This window comes from Bradyrhizobium sp. 6(2017), from assembly GCF_011058295.2.
Classification (GTDB): Bacteria; Pseudomonadota; Alphaproteobacteria; order Rhizobiales; family Xanthobacteraceae; genus Bradyrhizobium; species Bradyrhizobium septentrionale.
Genome location: NZ_CP049289.2, coordinates 8,806,860 through 8,826,806, shown reverse-complemented (window position 1 = coordinate 8,826,806; position 19,947 = coordinate 8,806,860). Strand labels below are relative to the sequence as shown.

General features: G+C 65.0%; 17 protein-coding genes. 9 read left to right on the top strand and 8 right to left on the bottom strand.

Annotated features, from left to right (window positions below):
* Positions 1–4: 4 nt before the first annotated feature.
* Both G6P99_RS41895 and G6P99_RS41890 read right to left on the bottom strand, forming a co-directional pair.
* Positions 5–1,447 carry a lipopolysaccharide biosynthesis protein gene (locus G6P99_RS41895; RefSeq protein ID WP_051346083.1) on the bottom strand — a complete coding sequence of 481 codons (1,443 nt, stop codon included), beginning with the start codon at positions 1,445–1,447 and terminating at the stop codon, positions 5–7.
* Positions 1,441–2,367: a DUF6492 family protein gene (locus G6P99_RS41890; RefSeq protein ID WP_051346082.1), complete on the bottom strand. Its 927-nt coding sequence runs from the start codon at positions 2,365–2,367 to the stop codon at positions 1,441–1,443. The genes G6P99_RS41895 and G6P99_RS41890 overlap by 7 nt, the downstream gene beginning before the upstream one ends.
* A 418-nt stretch (positions 2,368–2,785) precedes the next feature.
* On the opposite strand from G6P99_RS41890, the gene G6P99_RS41885 reads away from it, so the two are divergent.
* Positions 2,786–3,754 carry a hypothetical protein gene (locus G6P99_RS41885; protein WP_051346081.1) on the top strand — a complete coding sequence of 323 codons (969 nt, stop codon included), beginning with the start codon at positions 2,786–2,788 and terminating at the stop codon, positions 3,752–3,754.
* Positions 3,755–3,833: 79 nt separating this feature from the next.
* Here G6P99_RS41885 and G6P99_RS41880 read toward each other — a convergent pair whose 3' ends face one another.
* Positions 3,834–4,922 carry a radical SAM protein gene (locus G6P99_RS41880; protein ID WP_165126324.1) on the bottom strand — a complete coding sequence of 363 codons (1,089 nt, stop codon included), beginning with the start codon at positions 4,920–4,922 and terminating at the stop codon, positions 3,834–3,836.
* Positions 4,923–5,329: 407 nt separating this feature from the next.
* On the opposite strand from G6P99_RS41880, the gene G6P99_RS41875 reads away from it, so the two are divergent.
* On the top strand, positions 5,330–6,325 hold the full coding sequence (locus G6P99_RS41875) for a glycosyltransferase family 2 protein (RefSeq protein ID WP_165126321.1): 996 nt from the start codon (positions 5,330–5,332) through the stop codon (positions 6,323–6,325).
* Positions 6,322–7,635 (top strand): O-antigen ligase family protein, encoded by a 1,314-nt coding sequence (locus G6P99_RS41870; protein ID WP_165126318.1) that lies wholly within the window; start codon positions 6,322–6,324, stop codon positions 7,633–7,635. Before G6P99_RS41875 ends, G6P99_RS41870 begins: the two co-directional genes overlap by 4 nt.
* On the opposite strand, the gene G6P99_RS41865 is transcribed toward G6P99_RS41870, so the two are convergent.
* Entirely contained in the window at positions 7,632–8,723 is a 1,092-nt protein-coding gene (locus tag G6P99_RS41865) for a glycosyltransferase (RefSeq protein WP_051346080.1), read from the bottom strand. The genes G6P99_RS41870 and G6P99_RS41865 overlap by 4 nt on opposite strands.
* Before the next feature lie 193 nt (positions 8,724–8,916).
* Here G6P99_RS41865 and G6P99_RS41860 point away from each other — a divergent pair, with 193 nt between their 5' ends.
* Positions 8,917–9,864, top strand: coding sequence for a cupin-like domain-containing protein (locus G6P99_RS41860; RefSeq protein WP_029079276.1), 948 nt, complete (start codon positions 8,917–8,919; stop codon positions 9,862–9,864).
* Between the two features lie 28 nt (positions 9,865–9,892).
* Positions 9,893–11,080 (top strand): GNAT family N-acetyltransferase, encoded by a 1,188-nt coding sequence (locus G6P99_RS41855; protein ID WP_165126315.1) that lies wholly within the window; start codon positions 9,893–9,895, stop codon positions 11,078–11,080.
* 23 nt (positions 11,081–11,103) lie between these two features.
* On the opposite strand, the gene G6P99_RS41850 is transcribed toward G6P99_RS41855, so the two are convergent.
* The 4 genes from G6P99_RS41850 to G6P99_RS41835 form a co-directional block, all read right to left on the bottom strand.
* A complete protein-coding gene (locus G6P99_RS41850) occupies positions 11,104–12,051 on the bottom strand; it encodes a DUF5996 family protein (protein ID WP_029079274.1) in 948 nt (315 codons plus the stop codon).
* A 171-nt stretch (positions 12,052–12,222) separates the two neighbouring features.
* Entirely contained in the window at positions 12,223–12,822 is a 600-nt protein-coding gene (gene wrbA, locus G6P99_RS41845; RefSeq protein WP_029079273.1) for an NAD(P)H:quinone oxidoreductase, read from the bottom strand.
* A 155-nt stretch (positions 12,823–12,977) separates the two neighbouring features.
* Complete coding sequence (locus G6P99_RS41840) at positions 12,978–13,676, bottom strand: pirin family protein (protein ID WP_029079272.1); 699 nt, start codon at positions 13,674–13,676, stop codon at positions 12,978–12,980.
* Between the two features lie 75 nt (positions 13,677–13,751).
* Complete coding sequence (locus tag G6P99_RS41835) at positions 13,752–14,504, bottom strand: SDR family NAD(P)-dependent oxidoreductase (protein ID WP_029079271.1); 753 nt, start codon at positions 14,502–14,504, stop codon at positions 13,752–13,754.
* A gap of 127 nt (positions 14,505–14,631) precedes the next feature.
* Here G6P99_RS41835 and G6P99_RS41830 point away from each other — a divergent pair, with 127 nt between their 5' ends.
* From G6P99_RS41830 to G6P99_RS41815, 4 genes are all read left to right on the top strand, one after another.
* On the top strand, positions 14,632–15,546 hold the full coding sequence (locus G6P99_RS41830) for a LysR family transcriptional regulator (RefSeq protein ID WP_029079270.1): 915 nt from the start codon (positions 14,632–14,634) through the stop codon (positions 15,544–15,546).
* Between the two features lie 213 nt (positions 15,547–15,759).
* Positions 15,760–18,210, top strand: coding sequence for a hypothetical protein (locus tag G6P99_RS41825; RefSeq protein WP_205751548.1), 2,451 nt, complete (start codon positions 15,760–15,762; stop codon positions 18,208–18,210).
* Positions 18,211–18,378: 168 nt separating this feature from the next.
* The gene (locus G6P99_RS41820; protein ID WP_165126312.1) at positions 18,379–19,368 is read left to right on the top strand and encodes a tripartite tricarboxylate transporter substrate binding protein; all 990 of its coding nucleotides are present in this window, start codon (positions 18,379–18,381) and stop codon (positions 19,366–19,368) included.
* Between the two features lie 135 nt (positions 19,369–19,503).
* Positions 19,504–19,860: a hypothetical protein gene (locus G6P99_RS41815; protein ID WP_029079268.1), complete on the top strand. Its 357-nt coding sequence runs from the start codon at positions 19,504–19,506 to the stop codon at positions 19,858–19,860.
* The last annotated feature ends 87 nt before the right edge of the window (positions 19,861–19,947 follow it).

Below are 19,947 nucleotides of genomic sequence, written 5' to 3'. Positions count from 1 at the left end.
CGGCTCACCCGACATTGCTGTTTGCGAATTTGGTACGGAACATGGCGAGGCCCTGCTTCAGCCGGCCGCGCAGGCGCGCGATGTCGAACAGCCAGCAGAGCGCGGCGTAGACGGCGAACCCCGCGCCGATCAGCACGATGCTGGCGGGCAGATCGGCGAGGTGCAGGGCGCGGTCGAGCGCGCCGACGGTGAGCGCCATCGCGAGTGCCGCGATGACGATCAGAGCGAGGCGGCCGAGCGGGATTGGAATCCGGAAAGCGAAGCGGCTCAGGACCAGGGCGCAGGCAAAGCCGGTGATGTCGGCGCCGAGCCGCGCCCATGCCGCGCCGACCGTGCCGTCAAGGCTGACCAGCACGTAGGACAGGATCACATTCGCCGCGATGATCGAGGCGGTGTTGATCAGATAGAAGGAATTGCGTCCGGACAGCAGGAAGCTCGCATGCAGATATTGCTGCGTCAGCACCTGGAACAGCACGGCGAGCGCGATGATCGGCATGATCTCGCCCGCGATCGCGCGGAAATCGACGCCGAGGATGATGTTGGCGACATGCGGGGCGATCAGCGCAAAGCCGAGGCAGGCCGGCAGAGTGACGCCGGCGAGCAGTTCGAGGCAATCGGCGAGGTGGCTCCTGACCGCGGCGTCGCCTTGCCGTGCCTGGATCTGCACGGCCATCGGGAAGAACGCCGCAGCCATGCTCATCGCGGGCATCATCAGGGTCTGGCGTACCAGGTCGAGCGCTGCGACATATTTGCCGGCATCGGCCGCGCCGATCAGGTTGGCGATCATGAAACGGTCGGTCACGCTTGAGATTGCAAGCAAGGTCAGCGACAGGGTCAGCGGCAGGCCGGTGCGGGCCAGCGATCGCAGGTCGGCACGGCCGAAGTTCAGGGGCGTGCCGCGCCATGCACGTCGCGACTGCACGAGCACCGCGACAAGGTAAGCGGAGGCGGCCGCGAGCAGCAGCAGGAAGCCGGTCGGGCTGACCAGCGCGACGACGGCGCCGAAGCCGAGCAGGGCGCCGGCGCGGACCAGCGTCGCCTTCATCACCGAGAGCGCCTGCAGGCGGGCGCGCAGCAGGTCCTGCGTCAGCTCGAACAGGCCGATCGCGATTGCGAGAACGACGGCCGCCAGCGCGGCGGTCGCATCGAGGCCGACGAGGCGCGCCAGCAGCCAGGCGATCGGCGCGGTGAAGCAGCAGATCAGGTAGCCCGACGCCACCAGGCCGCGGACATCGGTGCCGTCGTCACGGCCGTGGCCGCTGAGGATCAGGTTGCGAAACCAGCCGACCAGGAACACGGAGATGACGGAAGCGAAGCCGACGCCGAGCAAATAGACGCCATAGTCATGCGGCGCGAACAGCCGCGTGAAGATGAACACGCTGAACAGGCCGAGCAGCGCCGAGAGCACGTTGGCGGTCAAATTGATGCTGGCCTGTCCGATCAGCATGATGCGGCGAGCTCCGCAGGCCGTGTCGCCGCCATTGAGCCCAGGATGGCGTCGCTCTCGGCCACCACCTCGCGAATCGTCGCGACCGGCGTGCCCGAGAACGACGCGATCGAGAACGCGACGTCGTCCCTGTTGGCGCGGAGCAGCAGCCGTGTGAGCTCGTCCTTGCTCAGGGTCGGATCGTCCCAGTAGCTGACGCATTGCGTCTTGGGCACGACGGAGTGACGCAGCGCAGACGCCTCATCGTTCTCGACGAAGAAGCCGTACAGCAGATATTCGGAAAACTCGCGGGTCCGGCACAGCGCCTCGATCCAGCTCATGCCGGAGACGGCCTCGATCCGCTCGGCGAGCGCGCGGGTGGTCTGCTTGTCCCAGAAGATGATGTGCCCGATGAAGTCCGGCGCCGGGAACGGCGGCGTCGGCAGGCCGATCAGCTGGTGGCTGGTCGCGAGCCAGCGCGAATGGCGCGGCTGGTCGGCGGTGACGGCGTCAGCCATTTTCAGGAGCGGGATCGTGTTTGGATACTGGAAGCGCGCGAGATCGAAATCGCGGAAGAACACGATGTCGGAATCCAGGATGCAGAACCGCTCATAGGGCAGTGCGATCGTCGCCGCGATCTTGAGGATCTGTTGCACGTGCCAGCCGTTCACCGGCTTGGCGCGCAGCGACCACCAGAACTGCCGGCGCTTGCGCTGGATCATGCGCGGCAGCGGCCGCAGCCAGTCGGGCAGGAAGGAGGAGGCGGGGATAATGATGCGGCGCTCGCTGGAGAGCGGCGCGAACAGCGGCAGGTCGCAATCCGGCACCAGCAGGTAATGTTTGGAGAAGGACGTGACGTGGCGATCGACGCTCTCGCAGAGCAGCGTGCAGATTTCCAGATCGCGCCCGTAGGTCGGGGTCAGCAACGCGACAGGGTTCATCTTGTAACTCTCTCCGGCGTCACCGTTTCAGGGCGGAACATCGTGGCCGCCAGACTTGTCCTGAACCCCAGTTCAGCAAGATCGGTGCCGGAGGATTTTGATGACCCCATCGACGGCACTGATGGTTAAGAAATGGTAAATGGCGGCGCGCAGCATCGGTTAACGGATCGGAAGGAAACGTCCGGCTGCGCGATTTTGACGCTGGATCGCGACGTTGCCCGGATATTGCAGTGTTGCTGGCGCGATTGCCGACGAGGTCGGCGCAGGCAGGTGCGCATGCAGATTTGGCGGCATTTTCAGCGGATGAGCGGCGCGGTCAGGCCGCACGCGGCGCCATCCGTCCATTTCGAGACAGCAGCGCTGTCGGCGCTGTGCGCTTTTGGCACGCGCGCTGCGCGCGAGTTTGTCGGAGCACGCCATGCCAACTGATCGCGGACTCACGCGGCGCGGCGTCTTCGCCGTCGCGGCGCTTGCCCTGAGCGGACTGTCGACGGCGCGCGCCGCACCGTCAGGCCGATCGCGGCTTGGTGCAAATTCGGCGCGGTTCGCCGGCGCGTTCGTCAACTGGGGCGAAACCGGCCGCGAGCATGTGCTGCAGGCCTGGGAGACATGGCTCGGCCGGCCGCGCTCGTCGGTGCTCGGCGTCGACTTCTACGGCCAGACCAGCTGGGAGGATTTTCACAAACTGGATTGGGTGCCGGGGCTTTGGAAGAAGCTCAATCCGGCGCGCAATGTGGCCTGGTCGGTGCCGCTCACGATCACCGGCACGCCGCTTGCCGATGTCGCCGGCGGCGCGCACGACGCCGAGTTCGAGGCGGCCGCGCGCGCGATCGCGGCAGCACATCCGAAGGCGATCATTCGCCTCGGCTGGGAGATGAACATCTCCAGCATGGGCTGGTTCGCCGGAGGGCATGAGGACGACTACGTCGAGGCGTTCCGCCGCGTGGTGGGAATCTTCCGTCGTCACTCCGGCAGCTTCAAGTTCGACTGGTGCCCGGGCTGGGGATCGCAGGACATGCCGGCCGCTACAGCCTATCCCGGTGATGACGTCGTCGATCTCATCGGCCTCGACGTCTACGACTTCAAATCGGAGGGCAGTGCGGCCGAGCGCTGGACCAATTCCTATCTCAAGGCGCCCTTCGGCCTGGAATGGCAACGCGCGTTCGCGGCAAAGCACGGCAAGCTGATGAGCTATCCGGAATGGGGCGTCGGCCATTCCGGCGACAACGCCAGTTTCGTGCAGCAGATGCACGACTGGTTCGCTGCCAATCAGGCCGCCATCGCCTATGCGGCCTATTTCGATGTCGATGGTCTGTGGCCGACTCAGATCGACAACGGCCAGTTTCCGGAATCCGCCAGCCTGTTTCGAAAATTGTTTGCGGGCTGATTGGCTGCCTTCAGCCGCTCAAGCAAAAGCCCGATCCGTCCGGTGGACGATCGCGCTTTGTTGTTTCTCTCTTGCGGCGTCAGGCGGCCTTGGTGTTGCTCAGCAGCGTCAGGCCCATCTTCAGCTTGTCCTGCAGCGTGCGCTGGGCGAGGCAGGTGAACAGGCAGAGCTTGTCGCAGGCGATGGTTTCCTTGCGACGGACCTGCGCTTCCTCGCTGTACCAGATCTCGCGTGCGGTCTGGGTGCGGACGTTGCCGATCGGCTTGAAGAACCAGCACACTTCGAGGCGCCCGTCGGAGCGGATGAAGTAGTTCCGCATGCCGACCCGGCACGGCATCACTTCCTTCGGCGCCTTCTCGCGGCGGAAATGGTTCGGCCAGGCCCGCAGCACGGCCTCGCCGTTGAGAATCGGCGCGCCCGCGCGCTTCAACCGCAACAGCTCGTCACGGACGTTGATGAGATCGTCCATCTCGCTCTCGCCGATCCACAGTTCGTCCTCGACCTCCTGCGTGCCCTGCTCGACCGGCTGGAAGCTCAGCGCGGTGGCGCCGATCTGCTGGATCCAGTCGACCATTTCGGGCAGGCGGCGGAAGTTGAGCTTGTGCACGACCGGCTTGATGATGATCGGAAAGTCCAGGCCTTCGGCGCGACGTTGCTCGGCGACGTTGCGGATGCCCTGCACGATGTCGCTCAGTGAGTTTTCGACACCGCGCGAATAATTGTGGATCGTGGGGTCGGTCGAGTCGATCGAGATGTTGATGTTGAACGGGCGCGCCTCGACGGTCTGCGCGACGATCTTCTTGTTGAGATAAGCGCCGCCATTGGTGGTGACGCCCCAATGGATGTCGTTGTCGCGACAGAACCGCAAGAGATCGAGAAAGCCCTTCTTGATGTAGGGCTCGCCGCCGGCGAACTCGACGTGATAGGCGCCGATGAATTCCTTCAGGCTCGCGAGCGCGCGCTGCCATTCGTCGATCGACATCTCGTCGCGATAGTTCGTACGGCGCCAGTAGTCGCAATAGCGGCACTTGTAATTGCAGCGTTCGACCACCTCCGCGAAGATCGCGGCCGGGCGCGTGACGTCGCGTCCGGTCCGCAGATAGAGCTCTTCCGACAAGGCGTTGCGGACATGCTTGGTGCCGAGCGAGACGAGGTCGAGCGCTTTCAAGGTGAACCTCAGATGGTTGTTATCGTTGCCGCGGTCGGATCGATGGACGATTTATGGGTTCATCAGCAAATTGGATGCCAGCCGGACGCCTGAAGCGCGCTTCGCGTGCGCGTGGCGGCCCTTAACCATAAGGACTCGCTAACGGCGTGGCCGCGAGCGCGAGGCGCTGCTCTCGCACGACCTTCTACGCGCGTAAATTGCTTCATTAGACTTCAAATTAACCTTGCGACGAAGTCGCGGTGACGCGCGTCGCGGCTGGAGCGGATTTTGCCATGAGGTCGCGGTAACGTTCGATCCGCGACCGTATTGCCGCCTGTGTCGGTCACTTTGGGACGGCCATGTCCCATTCCGATCCGTGCCGGGATGATGCGCGCTTTGCGGATCGCGATTGCCAGGAGGGCATCGAGATGTCGACAGAGCTTGCCGCCGTGGAACGTGCCTGGGTCACCACCTCGCCCGCGCTCGATTGCTCCGTCGAAACCGTGATCTGCATTCCGAGCTTTCGCCGGCCGAAGCACCTGCGGCTGACGCTGGAATCGGTCGCGGCGCAAAGCACCGAACGCGGCTTCGCGGTCGTCGTGGTCGAGAACGATGCCGCGCGATGCGAAAGCGCGCCGGTTGCGGCCGAATTCCTTAATTCCGGCCGTCTTCGTGGCATCTGCATCGTCGAGCCCCGGCAGGGCAATTGCCAGGCGATCAACGCGGCGTTCGAGACCGCGCTCGAGGCATTCCCGAACGCGAAGAATTTCCTGATGATCGACGACGACGAGGTCGCCGCGCCGGATTGGCTGGGGCGGATGGTGCAGGCGGCCGAGACCTCCGGCGCCGACATCATCGGCGGGCCGGTGTGGCCGGACTTCGACGACAAGCACAAGGGCGGGCTCAAGCGCCATCCGGCGTTCGCGCCGGCCTATCATGCCAGCGGACCGGTCCCGGTGATCTATGGCTGCGGCAATTGCCTGATCCGGCGCGTGGTGTTCGAACGGCTCGGCAGTCCTGCCTTCGACCTGCGCTTCAATTTCCTCGGCGGCGGCGACCACGACTTCTTCGTGCGGGCGCGCCGCGCGGGCTTCCGCTTCTTCTGGGTGACGGAGGCCACAATCAGCGAGACCGTGCCCTCGACCCGGACCAATCTCGGCTGGATCGTGCGGCGGGGATTGCGGATCGGTGCGATCAACTATCACATCGAGCGCAAGGCGGCGCAGACGGTGTGGTCGCGCGCCGCCGTGAAAGCCAAGATGTTTTGCCTGGTGCCGTTCTCGCTGTATCGCTTCACGCGCATCGTGCTGCGCGAGCATCAGGCCGTGATCGCGATGCATCCGATGGTGGTCGCCATCGGCAGCGCGCTTGCGGTGCTCGGGATCGAGCCGCAGCCCTACGCGGCCTCCAAGATCGCGTCGTGAGCGATTTGTCCGTCACCACCGAAAGCCGGGCGCTGATCGCCGACATCGCGCGCCGGCCGGTGATGGATATCGTGCGCTGCGCGTTCTTCATCGGCATTCTGCTGCTGGTCTGGATCTCGCTGCGTCCGTTCGCCGATCTCTCTGGCTTCTATGTCGGCGAGGTGACTTCGGGCAAGGAAGCGTTTCTCTACGGCCTGTTCGGCGTGCTGATGGTCGCGATGCTGGCGCTGACCCTGCGCGACAATCTGCCGGCGTTGAAGTCGCTGCTGACGCCGGCCTTCCTGCTGTTTGGGGGCTGGATCTGTGTCACCGTCGTGCTGTCGTTCGATCCGGCCACCTCGCTGCGCCGGCTGGCGCTCTCGGTGTTCGTCATCGTGGTGACGGCGACGCTGCTGCTGCTGCCGAAGTCGCAGGGCGAATTGATGCGCTGGTTCAGCATCGCCGCCCTGGTGCTGCTCGTCACCTGCTTTCTCGGCGTCTTCCTGGCGCCGCACCTCTCGATCCACCAAGCCACCGATCCGCAGGAGCCGGCGCTCGCCGGCAATTGGCGCGGCGCGTTCGGTCACAAGAACGTCGCCGCCGCGATGATGGCGATGCTGATCTTCCTCGGCATCTACCTGATGCGCGCCGGCGGCTGGCTGTCGGGTATCGCGGTCGCCGTGCTGGCCGCGATCTTCCTGTTCTTCACCGCCGGCAAGAGCGCGATCGTGCTGTGCGTCGCAGTGCTGATGCTGACCTCGCTGCTGCCCGTGATCCGCTCGCTCTGGGGGCGTGCGCTGCTGCTGTTGACGCCGCTCGTGCTGCTCAATCTGTTCAGCGTCGGCACTGTCATGAGCGATACGCTGGCTGCGATCGCCGACCGGATGCCGCTCGACACCTCCTTCACCGGCCGTGCCGACATTTGGGCGTTCGCGCTCGATTCGCTGCACCAGCGGCTATGGACCGGCTATGGCTTCGAAGCGTTCTGGGGCAGCAACGCGATCCAGAACCTGCAGGAAGGCAAGGAGTGGGCGGGCTACGCCTCGCACAGCCACAATGGCTATCTGGACACCGCGCTCGGAACCGGCCTGCCGGGTCTCGTGCTGCTGATCGCGGCCGTTGTCATCAAGCCGCTGCGCGACTTCCAGGCCGCGGATCTCGGCGGCAATGATGCGCCGCTGACGATGCTGTTCCTGCGCATCTGGCTGTTCGGCCTCTATCTGTCGTCGATGGAGAGCTTCTTTCTGGATCGCGCCGATACGATCTGGGTGACGTTCCTGATCGCGGTGTTCGGGCTGCACTATCTTGCCCGGTTCCGGATGCGGGCCTAAAGCTGCGCCCGGATTGCGTTCGCGACGTCCGTCCACCAGCCCTCGAAATCGAACGGCACCTGCGCGGTCGGTCGCTTCAGCGCCGCGACGATCTGGTCGGCATAGGCCGCGCTGTTGGCGTCGCGCGGCACCAAAAGGATCGCGCCGCGGTCGATCAGCTCCTTGAAGCGCGGATGGTGATCGAACTCGTCCGGCAGCGCCGGGCCGGTGACGATCAGCGGCCGGCCGGACTGCACGCAGGCCAGAATGCTCGACCGCCGCGCGCTGAGGCCCTCGGCCAGCGAGTAGCAGAACACGTCGATCTCACTGAGCAGGCCGAACACCTCGAGATCGGACGCGACGTAGCCGGAGACGATGACGTCGCTCTTCAGGCCCAGTTCGGCAACGCGGACGTGGAATTTCTGCTCGATATTTTCGACGCCGCGGATGAAGGAGCCGACATAGACGATCAGGGGCCGCAAGCCCCGTTGCTTCAGGATCGCGCCGATCTCGAGCAGCCCGTTCGGCTGCTTGCCGGGATAGATCGAGCCGAAATGCCCGATGACGAGCTGTCCGTCGCCGCGTGCCGCGACCAGCCGCTGCAGCAGCATCGAATCCGCCGTGTCCGCCGGCGCTGCGATGTTCGGCGGCAGGGGTGCCAGCACGCATTTCCGCACCATGCCGTGCATGATCGGATCGTCGGCGAGCTCGCGGCGCACCAGCGGCGAGAACATCACGATGGTATTGGCGAGCCACAATGCGGGGATGTAGGTCAGCCGCCGGATGCCGTTGAGGCCGGCCCATTCGTGCTGGATCAGGACAACCTTGCGGCGGCGCAGCCGGGCGAACAGCAGCGCGAGCAGCGGCCGCAGGATCACGCGCTTCCAGGCCACGATCGGGAAGTTGCAGACCACGCTGTCGGCGCTGCCGACCGCACGCCAGGTCTCGGCGATCGTGCCGCCGGTCTGGGTCAGGGTTAACGCCGTGCTAGCGCCGGGCTCGATCTTCTCGATCGTCTGCTGCAGCAGGCAGGTGAATTGCCCGACCCCGCAGTGCATCTGCGGTCCGGCGCCGAGAAACAGCGCGCGATATCGGGGTTTTTCGGCCATTCAGTGCTGTCGGCCTTGGCGGCCGGCTCCGGAAAAATCGCGGTTAGCCATATCGGCGAGACATTAGCTTCGGGTAACCGCGCGGACATACGCGACGGCATCCTTCTTGCCAATTCCCGCTCATGAGCTGCCGGCGCGTCCCGGAACGGGACATCGGATGAAGCGAAACGGTGCAGCAGCCAGGAGTGCGACCATGACGACGGGCAAGATCTTCACGAACTGGGATGACAACCATTCCAAGCTCTGGAGCCATCAGCCGATCCGGCTCGAGCACACCATGCACAAGCAGCCGGCGTTCTCGATGGACGATCTGGCGAAATTGATCGAGCACTATCCGCGTGAGCACTACAGCCTGGTCAAGACCGGCGCCAGGGGATCGAGCCGCGTCTGGCGCGAGGGCGAGATCGGCAGGCTGCGCGGCCAGCAGGTGATCGAGGCGATCTCGCGCGGCGGCCTGTGGCTGAACCTGCGCAACGTTACCGCGGTCGATCACCGCTATCGCGACATGATCGAGCGGATGTTCGGCGAGATCGCGGCCAAGGTCCCGGGTTTCGACGCGCCGACGCATCAGGCCGGCATCCTGATTTCGTCGCCTGACGCGCAGGTCTATTATCACGCCGATCTGCCTGGGCAGGGTCTGGTGCAGATCGCTGGCCGCAAGCGGGTCTATATCTATCCCAACACGCAGCCGTTCATCCGGCCCGAGCATCTGGAGAACATCGCGCTGTTCGATGTCGAGGTCGATATCCCCTACGAGCCCTGGTACGACTGGCACGCTCAGGTGATCGATCTCGAACCCGGCCAGATGCTGAACTGGCCGCTCAATGCGCCGCACCGCGTCGAGAACCTCGACACCGTCAACATCTCGATGACGATCTCCTATGTCAACGACGACATCCGCCGTGCCCAGATCCTGCATCTGGCCAACGGCATGCTGCGTCATCGCTTCGGCTACGCGCCGCGCAGCCGCAGCATCCGCGGTCCCACCTTCTTCGCCAAGCAGGTGATGCAGAAGCTGCTGCGCGACGGCAAATGGGTGAAGCGCGAACGCGCGGTGCGCCGCCAGATCGATTTCCGTCTCGACGAGCGCGATCTCGGCAAGATCGTCGACCTGCCCAAGGCGGCGTTGGAAGCGGCGTAACAACGTTGCGCCGGAAGCAGGTGCTGGAATGACAGTATTGACGACAGCGGTTGAGAAATCCGGGGCGCGGGTCTCCTCCTATGCGGTCGGCTATCGGGTCGAGCTGGTTGACGATTGGGCACAGGCCGCCGCCCGCTGGGGGGCATTCGATCCGCTCACCGCGTTCCAGCATCCGCAATGGTACGCGTCGTGGTACCGGGCCTTTGCCACCGACGGCGTCGCGCCGCTGATCGCCATCGTCAGCGATGCTGCGACCGGTGAGCGCGCCGCGCTGCTGCCGTTGATCCGTCACCGCCAGGGCAGCCTGCGCATCATCGAATTCGCCGATCTCAACCTCACAGACTTCAACGCGCCGTTGCTCGGCCCGGCCGCCCCTCGTGACGACGTCGCCGCCAGGCAGTTCTGGCGCGACCTGAAGGCGGCGCTGCGCAAGGTGCAGGGCGGTGCCGACCTCATCCGTTTTCGCAAGATGCCGGTCAGGTTCGCGGCGCGATCCAATCCGCTGGCGTTGCTCGACGGCGTCGGGCCGTCGCTCGTCAACGGCAATCTGTTGACCATCGGCGACGACCACAACGCCTGGCGCTACGAGCTGGATCGCAAGGTCCGCAAGGAGCTGGAACGGAGCTGGCGCGTGTTCACGCGTGAGCCGTCGGCGGCCTTCAAATTCGCGGCCGACACTGACGAGGCATTGCAGCTCCTTTCGGTCACGGAAGTGCAGCAGGGCGATCGGTTGCTGGGCCTTGGGCTCAACTACGTGCTCGATGATGCGGACACCACCGCCTTCTATCGCGACCTCGTGCGCGAAGGCACTGCGCGTGGCTATGCGGTGATGACCGCACTGACGACGCGCGACGAGGTGGTGGCGACGCTGCTCGGCATCCGCACCGGCTCGCGCTACATCATGATCCGCATCAGCAATGCGGGCGAAAAATGGTCGATGTGCTCGCCGGGCCGGCTGATCATCGATCGCACCATCGAGGCGCTGCACAAGGACGGCGTGCGGGAATTCGAGTTCTCGGTCGGCAATTACAGCTACAAGCGACGGTTCGGACCGCAGCGTACGCCGCTGGTCGATCTTGGTGCCGCCTTGAGCTGGCGCGGACAGCCGCAGGCGCTGCGTGACCGCGCCGTGCTGGCGATGCGTCGCTATCCAAAACTCTCAGCACGGCTGAAAGAGGCGCTCGGCAAGTCGACGCCGTCGCGCGAGGAGGATTGAGCCACTGGTGCGGCGCGCGAGCGCTAGACCCCTCTGACCACGCCCGGCAGGCCCTGTGGGCATTCCAGTGCAGCACGGTCCCAGTTCGCGTTGATGGCCGCAGCCTCATAGCTCGATTGCAGGAATTCGAGCAGCGCCTTGTCCGGATCTGCAGCCATCCGCACGGCGTCGTATGGCAGGATGAATTCGCCGAGTGTTTCGCTGAAGAATGCAGCGTCGGGCCGTACCGGCGTGCTGCGATAGCCCGCGGGTTCCGGATAGGCGTAGGAATAGAATGCGGGATAATCGATTGCGCCGCCGCCCGGCCAGAAGCCGGCGCTGCTGACCTCGTGCGAATAGGCTTCGTGCGCCACCGCGTCGGGCAAATGCGGCACGTCGCCAGGATGCCGCGGTGCCGTCTTGCCGGAGAAGCGCGTCACCGCGAGATCAAAGCTGCCCCAGAAGAAGTGCACCGGGCTCGCCTTGCCGAGAAAGCCGGTCCGGAATTGCTTGAACACGCGGTCGCAGTTCACAAGGATCTGGTGAAACCGGCGCACGGCATCCGCGTCGTACGAGGCATGCTGCGTATCCTGCGAAAATCGGATCGGGTCGGGCAGCTCGTTCGGCATCTCGTCGATGGCGACATCGACGCCGAGGTCCTTCAGATTGGTCATGGTCGCCGCGTAGAAGCTCGCGACCGCTTGACCGGCCAGCGCGAATTGCCGCTCGGTGCCGTCGCTGGTCGAGATGCGGAGCATGTGATTGATAAAATCGAAGTCGATCTGGAACGTGCGGTCGCCGTCGGGGATCGGCGAGGTCGTCAGCCCGCGCGTCGTGACATAGAGCGTGACGTGCCAGGAGTGATTCAGCCAGGGCGATTTCGCCAGCCGGATCTTGCCGGCAATCTGGGTGAAGAGCTGGAGGGTGGCACAGCTGTCGCGCCACGCCGCGGTCGGCAGTTCCGGCCAGCGGGTCTTCTGTGTGTTGGTCATGGCAAACCTCGGGGCTGCGCCGACAAGAAGCCTGACGGCATATCACGAAAACAGTCTCGATGACCTCGGGAACTGGCGTTTCCGAAAGCAGCAGATCGGGCGGCAATCTTCAACGAGTGCCGCCCTAATCGCGTCAACCAGCCAGTCAGGCGTGAAACCTAACCGTGAAGCTTAGCCGTGCAGCTTCCTGGCGGCCTCCGCGATCGCGCGGCCCTGGTAGCGCGCGCCGGCGAGCTCGTTCTCGCTCGGCTGGCGGCTGCCGTCGCCGCCGGTGATGGTGGTGGCGCCGTAGGGCGCGCCGCCGGTGACCTCGTCGAGCTTCATCTGTCCGGCAAAGCCGTAATTGAGGCCGACCACCGTCATGCCGAAATGCAGGAGGTTGGTGATGATCGAGAACAGCGTGGTCTCCTGGCCGCCATGCTGGGTCGCGCTCGAGGTGAAGGCGCCGCCGACCTTGCCGTTCAGCGCGCCTTTGAGCCACAGCCCGCCGGCCTGGTCGAGGAAGTTGGCCATCTGCGAGGCCATGCGGCCGAAGCGGGTGCCGGTGCCGACGATGATCGCATCATAGTTGGCGAGATCGTTGATCTCTGCGACCGGCGCGGCCTGGTCGAGCTTGTAATACGAGGCTTTGGCGACTTCCGCCGGCACGAGCTCGGGCACGCGCTTGATGTCGACGGTGGCGCCGGCTTCGCGCGCGCCTTCCGCGACGGCATTCGCCATCGCTTCGATGTGACCGTAGGCGGAGTAATAGAGGACGAGAACCTTGGCCATGATGGCCTCCTTTGGGTTGGGTAGGGGAAGGTTGGGGGAGTTGGTCTAAGGGCTGTCATTGCCGGGCTTGACCCGGCAATCCATCAATCTTGAAAGACTCTTTCGAAGAGGGATGGATGGCCGGGTCAAGCCCGGCCATGACGGAGTGGAGAGACTCAGGCTGCGTCGACGAGCACCAGCTCCGCATCTTCGAGCGCGGTGATCTTCAGCTTGGCCTCGTCGCGGATCGCGGCACCGTCGCGCGCATTGACGCGGACGCCGTTGACCTCGATGCTGCCGGCTGCCGGCACCAGATAGAGGTGGCGGGCCTTGTCGGGGGCGTATTCCGCACTCTCGCCGGCCTTCAGCGTGGTGGCGAGCACCCGCGCATTGGCGCGGATCGGCAGCGCGTCGTTGTCGCCGTCAATACCGGAGGCGATCGTGACGAGCTTGCCCGAGCGGTCCGCCTTCGGGAACGGCTTTGAGCCCCAGGTCGGATGGCCGCCCTTCGTCGTCGGCTCGATCCAGATCTGGAAGATCTTGGTCTTCGACGGCTCCAGATTGTACTCGGAGTGGCGGATGCCGCTGCCGGCGCTCATCACCTGAACGTCACCGGCTTCGGTGCGTCCCTTGTTGCCGAGCGAGTCCTGGTGCGTGATCGCGCCTTCGCGGACATAGGTGATGATCTCCATGTTGGCATGCGGATGCGCCGGGAAGCCGGAGTTGGGCGCGATCTCGTCATCGTTCCACACCCGCAGCGCGCCGTGGCTCACATTCTCGGGATCGTAGTAGCTCGCAAACGAGAAGTGATGCTTGGCCTTCAGCCAGCCGTGGTCGGCACCGCCAAGCTCTGCAAATGGTCTCAGTTCGATCATGGTCATTCCCCTTGATTTTCGATGTTGCGCAGCGGCCGGGTGGGCTTCACCCGGCGTCTCCAGAAAATTTTGCGATCAGGCGCCGAAGCCGCCGTCGACGTTGAGCACGGTGCCGGTCACGAACGAGGCGTCCGGGCTCGCCAGGAACACGACGCCGGCGGCAACTTCCTCCGGCCGGCCGAAACGCTGCAGCGCGTGCTGCAAGCGTTGCGTCTCGGCAAACTCGCCGCCGTCCTTCGGATTCATGTCGGTGTCGATCGAGCCCGGCTGCACCACATTCACCGTGATGCCGCGCGGTCCGAGGTCGCGCGCTGCGCCCTTGGTGTAGCCAACGACGGCGGCCTTGGTGGCGACGTAGTCGGCAAGACCCGGGAACGAGGCGCGGTCGGCCAGCATGGAGCCGACGGTGACGATGCGGCCGCCTTCACCCATCAGCTTCGAGGCGGCGCGGATCGCGGTGATCACGCCGTCGATGTTGATCGCTTCCTGGCGGGCGAGCGTGGTGGTATCGGCCTTGGGATCGTCGACCGCACCGCCGGACGCGACGCCGGCGTTGTTGACGAGGATGTCGAGCCGGCCAAAATCCTTGGCGACGGTCTTCACCAGCTGATCGACATCGGATGACGAGGCCTGGTCGGCCTTGTAGGCGCGGGCGTTGATGCCCTTGGCCTTCAGTTCAGTGACGACGGCCTCGGCCTTCTCGGGAGAGGCGACGTAGCTGATCGCGACGTTGGCGCCTTCCGCAGCGAGCGCGCGGGCGCTCGCCGCGCCGATGCCGCGCGAGCCGCCGGTGACGAGGGCAACCTTGCCGGAGAGCTTCTTGGTCATTGGATTTCTCCATCGATTGAATTTGCGATTGAATTTGATGGCACTTGGATATGCCTCCGGCTGTGGTATAGAAATAGAAACTATTGAAACTCATTGTTTCCAAACTGAGCAATCGGGACAGCTGCCAATGGCGAAACTTCCGGACTTCGAGGCGCTCGCGATCTTCGCAAAAGTCGTGGAGTTACGGTCGTTTGCGGCGGCCGCGACCGAGCTCTCGTTGTCCAAGGCGACGGTGTCCAAGGCGGTCAGCCGGCTCGAGGAGCGGCTCGGCGCGCGGCTGTTCAACCGCACCTCGCGGCGGCTGGCGTTGACCGATGCCGGCCAGAAATTGTCGGAGCGGGCCGCGCGGCTGTTGGCCGACGGCGAGGCCGCCGAGAACGAGGCTCTGGCGCAATCGACCACGCCGCGCGGCCTGGTGCGGCTCGCGGTGCCGATGAGCTTTGGCATCAAGACGGTGGCGCCGCTGCTGCCGGAATTCATGGAGGCGTATCCGGAGGTCGCGATCGACCTGCATCTCAGCGACGCGACGGTCGATCTGATCGGCGAGGGCTTTGACGCCGGCCTGCGCATCGCGCGGCTGCCGGATTCGTCGCTGATCGCGCGGCGGCTGTGCGGCATGCCGCGTTACACGGTGGCCGCGCCGTCCTATCTGAAGCGCAACGGCCGGCCGACCCATCCGATGCATCTCGCCGAGCACAAATGCTTCGGCTACGCCTATCTCTCGACCCAGGGCGTCTGGCACTACACCAACGCGTCGGGCGAGCAGGCGAGCGTGCGGCCCGCCGGTCAGCTCAGGGTCAACAATGGCGAGGCGGTGATGCCGGCGCTGCTGGCCGGCCTCGGCATCGCCGATCTGCCCGACTTCATCGTCGGCGATGCGATCGCAAGCGGCGAGGTCGAGGTGATCCTGAAGGGCTGGAAGCAGCCCGAGGGCGCCGTGCATCTCGTCACCCCGCCCGGCGGTCCGCGGCCCGCCCGTGTCGAGGTGCTCGCCGATTTCCTCGCCCGGCATTTCGCCAAAGGGCGCGCGCAGCGCAAATAGAGAGCCGCGCCCAGCGGAAATAAAGCGGCACGCTCAGCGGAGATAGAACTCCGCACGCGGACCGGCCGAAGGCCGTGTGATCCGTCACATTCGTGTCATCCCTTTTAAATTGTATAACTTATGTGAACTAACCCACGATCGTGGGCTGGCGCGATCGTCTATTGCTGCGTCCTGAACCGGTGTTGCCGCAAAGCGCATTTTCGGAGGAACCAGATGATTGACCTGACCAAGCATGATTTCACGTCATTGTCGGTGAAGGACCTGCTCGATGCCCGCGAGGCCTATCACGTGCATCTGGCCCATCTGCAGTCGGTCTACGCGACCGCGATCGGCCGCTATCTGATCCGCGACAACGATCGCAATGCAACGGAAAGAAAGGCCCACTCCAAGCCGCAGGCGCTCGGACCGCGCACGCTGTTCAATTCGTCGGTCAAGGATTGGTCGTGGCCCTGCATCCTGGTCTTTGTCCGCGACTGGATGAAGCGCTCGGAGCTGAAGAACCATCCGGAGAAGCAGGATCAGCTGGTGCCGCCGTTCCTGTACCTGCCGGATGGCCGTGTCGTGCCCACCTGCGTGGTCAAGGTCGATCCGAACGAGGAAAGCCCCGGCACCGTCGACCCGCCGGTGTTCAAGAGCGATCTGGTCGGCGGCGGCTTTCCGGTTCAGACCACGATCCAGGGCAAGATCCATCGCGGCTCGATCGGCTGCCTCGTCACCAACGGCGAGACGGTGTTTGCGTTGTCCAACCGTCACGTGGTCGGCGCGGCCGGACGGGAGATCTTCGCCGGCTTCAAGAACACGGACCGTCGTCTCGGGGTCAGCGATACGCTGCAACTCGGCAAGCGCGCCTTCAGCGAGGTCTATCCCGGCTGGCCCGGCTCGCGCGTGGTGGCCAATCTCGATGCCGGACTGATCCGCGTCGATGACGTCAAGGGCTGGACCGCACAGGTCTACGGCGTCGGCCAGGTCGGCGACGTCGTCGATCTCAATGTCGGCACCTTCCGTCTCGACATCATCGACCAGCCGCTGATCGCCTTCGGTGCGACCAGCGGCTTGATGAAGGGCAAGATCGTTGGCCTGTTCTATCGCTACAGGACCGTCGGCGGCCTGGAGTATGTCAGCGATTTCGTGATCGGTCCGCGCGACGGCGACACGCCGCTCAACAACTATCCCGGCGACTCCGGCACGGTCTGGTTTCTCGACGATCCGGACGCGAAGAAGAACGCCGGCGGCGCGCGCATCCTCAGCCCTGTGGCGCTGGAATGGGGCGGCCAGGAATTGTTCGGATCGGGCGGCAAGGTTCCGATGCAGGTCGCGCTCGGCATCTGCATGGCAACGCTGTGCCGCGAACTCGACGTCGAATTGATCGGCGACTGGAATGCCGGCCATACCGAGTATTGGGGCGAATGGGGACACGTCAAGATCGGCGCCTACGCGACCGGCCTGATCGATGCGAAGCTTCCCAAGCTCGCCACCATGATGGAAGCCAACTCCGACAATATCGGCCTCGACGACAAGCTGCTCCAAGACCTCAAGCCGCATCAGAAAGGCACGTTCTCGCCGCTGGCCGACGTCGCTGATTTGGTCTGGCGCTTCACCCGGCACACCGACGAGAGCAACCATTTCGCCGACATGGACAAACCGGGCAGCGACGGCAAGACGCTGCTCGATCTTTGCGCCGAATCCACGCGCAACGTCGATCCGAAGGTCTGGAACGACTATTACCAGGGGATCGGCGAGGACCGGCGCGGTGCCTTGCCGTTCCGGGTCTGGCAGATCTTCGACGAGATGGTCGAGTACGCCGCCGCCAACCGGAAGCTGGAGTTCGTCTGCGCCGCCGGAATTGTCGCGCATTACATCGGCGATGCCTGCCAGCCGCTGCACATCTCGCAATTCCACCACGGCCTCGATCCGAGCGACAAGTCGCACGCCAAGGTGCACAGCGTGTACGAGACCACGATGATCGGCCGCCACGGCAAGGATCTCATCAAGATGATCCCCGATGCCAGGACCAGCGACGTCGCGGAGATTGCGCCGGGCGGAACGCCGACCGGGCGCGACGCCGCGGTCGCCGTGGTCGCGCTGATGCAGCGAACCGTCAAGCGGCTGCCGCCGATGACCATCGTGAACCTGTTCAACTCGCATATGGGCAGCGGCCAGGTCGAAACGCTGTGGTCCAAGCTGAAGGATGCGACGGCGGCCTGCATGCAGGACGGCGCGAAAACCCTGGCCCGGGTCTGGGAAGCCGCTTGGCGCGCCGGCGCCGGTGAGGACCGCGGGCAGGGCGGCAAGTTCGACCAGGACAACCTGAGCAAGCTCTACAATGATCCGAGCTTCCTGCCGGCGTTTCCGCTTCAGCAACTGACACTGGATGCCGACGATCACATCGTTCCGATCGGGGGCAGCGGCGGCGCACGGCGCCGTAGCGCAACCACGGCCCGGCGTGCGCGCCCGCAAGCAGCGAAGAAGGCGGTGAAGAAAGGGGCCAAGAAAGCAGCCAGGAATACGGCCAGGAAACCGCTCAAGAAGGCGGTGGCGCGCAAGCGTCCGGCTGCAGCCGCTCCGGTCCGCCGCGCCGCCGTCAGCAAGAAGACCGCGACCAAGCGCGGCGCGGCCAGGAAGCGATCCGTCGCAAAGACGCGGAAGGCGTCGCGCAAGCGCTAGGACCTAATCTGGCAGGCCTCCCTCGTCGGTCAGGCCGCATCTGATGTGGCGAGCGGGACGCTTGAGATCGGCGTCCCGCTCCTGCACCATGCGGAACAGCCGCGGCTTTAACCGCGGCATCGCGATCGGCTGCGATCGCCAAAAAAGACGACTGGGGAGAAACTCTCGATGAACCGCCGCGAACTCCTGCGCGCCGCTGCCGCTTTGCCGCTCGCGCACACTGCGCTTGCCAAGTCCGCCTTCGCGCAAGCCGCTTATCCCAACCGCAACATCACGATGATCGTGCCGTTTCCAGCCGGCGGCCAGGCCGATCTCGCGGCGCGTCCGGTGGCGCTGGCGCTCGAGCGGATACTCGGCAAGTCCGTCATCGTCGACAATCGCGCCGGCGGAGCGGGCGGATCGATCGGTAATGCGCAGGCCGCGCGTGCCGAGGCGGACGGCTATACGCTGTTGATGACCTTGTCCTCGCTTGCGGTGCTGCCGGAGGCCGACCGGCTGTTCGATCGTCCGATTGCCTACGAAGTGTCGCAGTTCGCGCCGGTCGCGCGCGTACTCGCCGACCCGACGCTGCTGGCGGTGCCGGCCTCGGCGCCGTGGACAACGCTGCAGGAGTTCGTCGACGACGCGAAGAAGCGCCCGGGACAAATCCCGTACGGCTCGTCCGGCCCCTACGGCACGCTGCATGTCGCGATGGAGATGTTCGCAGCGAGCGCAGGCATCAAACTGCTGCACGCGCCGTTCCGTGGCGCCGGTCCCGCGCTCACCGCGCTGCTCTCCGGCACCGTGCAGGCATTGGCGTCGGCGCCGGGCACGCTCAAGCAGCAGGTCGAAGACGGCAAGATGCGCGTGCTCGCCAATTGGGGCGCCGAGCGGATCGCGAGTTTTCCCGATCTGCCGACCTTCAGGGAACTCGGCTACAAGGACGTCGAGTTCTACATCTGGGCTGGATTGTTCGCGCAGGCCGCGCTGCCGGCGCCGATCATGACGCGCCTGCGCGCGGCGATGGCCGACGCGGTCAAGGCGCCGGAGGTGATCAAGACCTTCGAGACCGCGGGCAGTCCCGTCGCCTATCTGGACGCGCCGGAGTTTTCAAAATTTGTTGCAGACGACAGCGCGCGGTTGATTGCGGCGGTGAAGAAGATCGGCAAGGTCGAATAGGGAACCTGGCTCCCTTCGTCTTCACATTTAGTTGTCCGCGCGAACGATCCTTGGCCGCATTCATTTGCCAGCCTCAGGCAAATCGCCGCGTGGAACCCGCGCGTGCGCGGATCAAATCGAACAAGGGCACTGGGCATGCAGACGGAGCGGATTGTCCTGAGCTTAGCGATCGCGATCGGCGGCCTTGCCGCCGCAACGCCTGCGTCGTCGCAGGAGTATCGCGGCACCTGGGAACAGCAGATGGCGTGCACGCCCGACGTGATGCGCCTGTGCAGCGATCAGATTCCCGACACCAACCGGATCGTCGCCTGCCTGCGGCAGAACACGGCGCTGCTTGGCAGTTCCTGCCGGGCGGTGTTCGAGTCGAATGCGCAGCAGACGCAGGGGCGCGCGCCTCAGCCGCAGATGCAACAGCGGCAGCGCGCGCCGCAGCAGATGCAGCCGGCCCCGCTCGCGCCGCCGCGGTCGTCGCCCGACTACGATGAAGACTAGTTCTGGGGCATGATCCGGAAAAGTGTGAAGCGGTTTTCCGAACAGATCATGCCCTGGCAAGAAGCTAAAGCGCGATGACGATTCAGC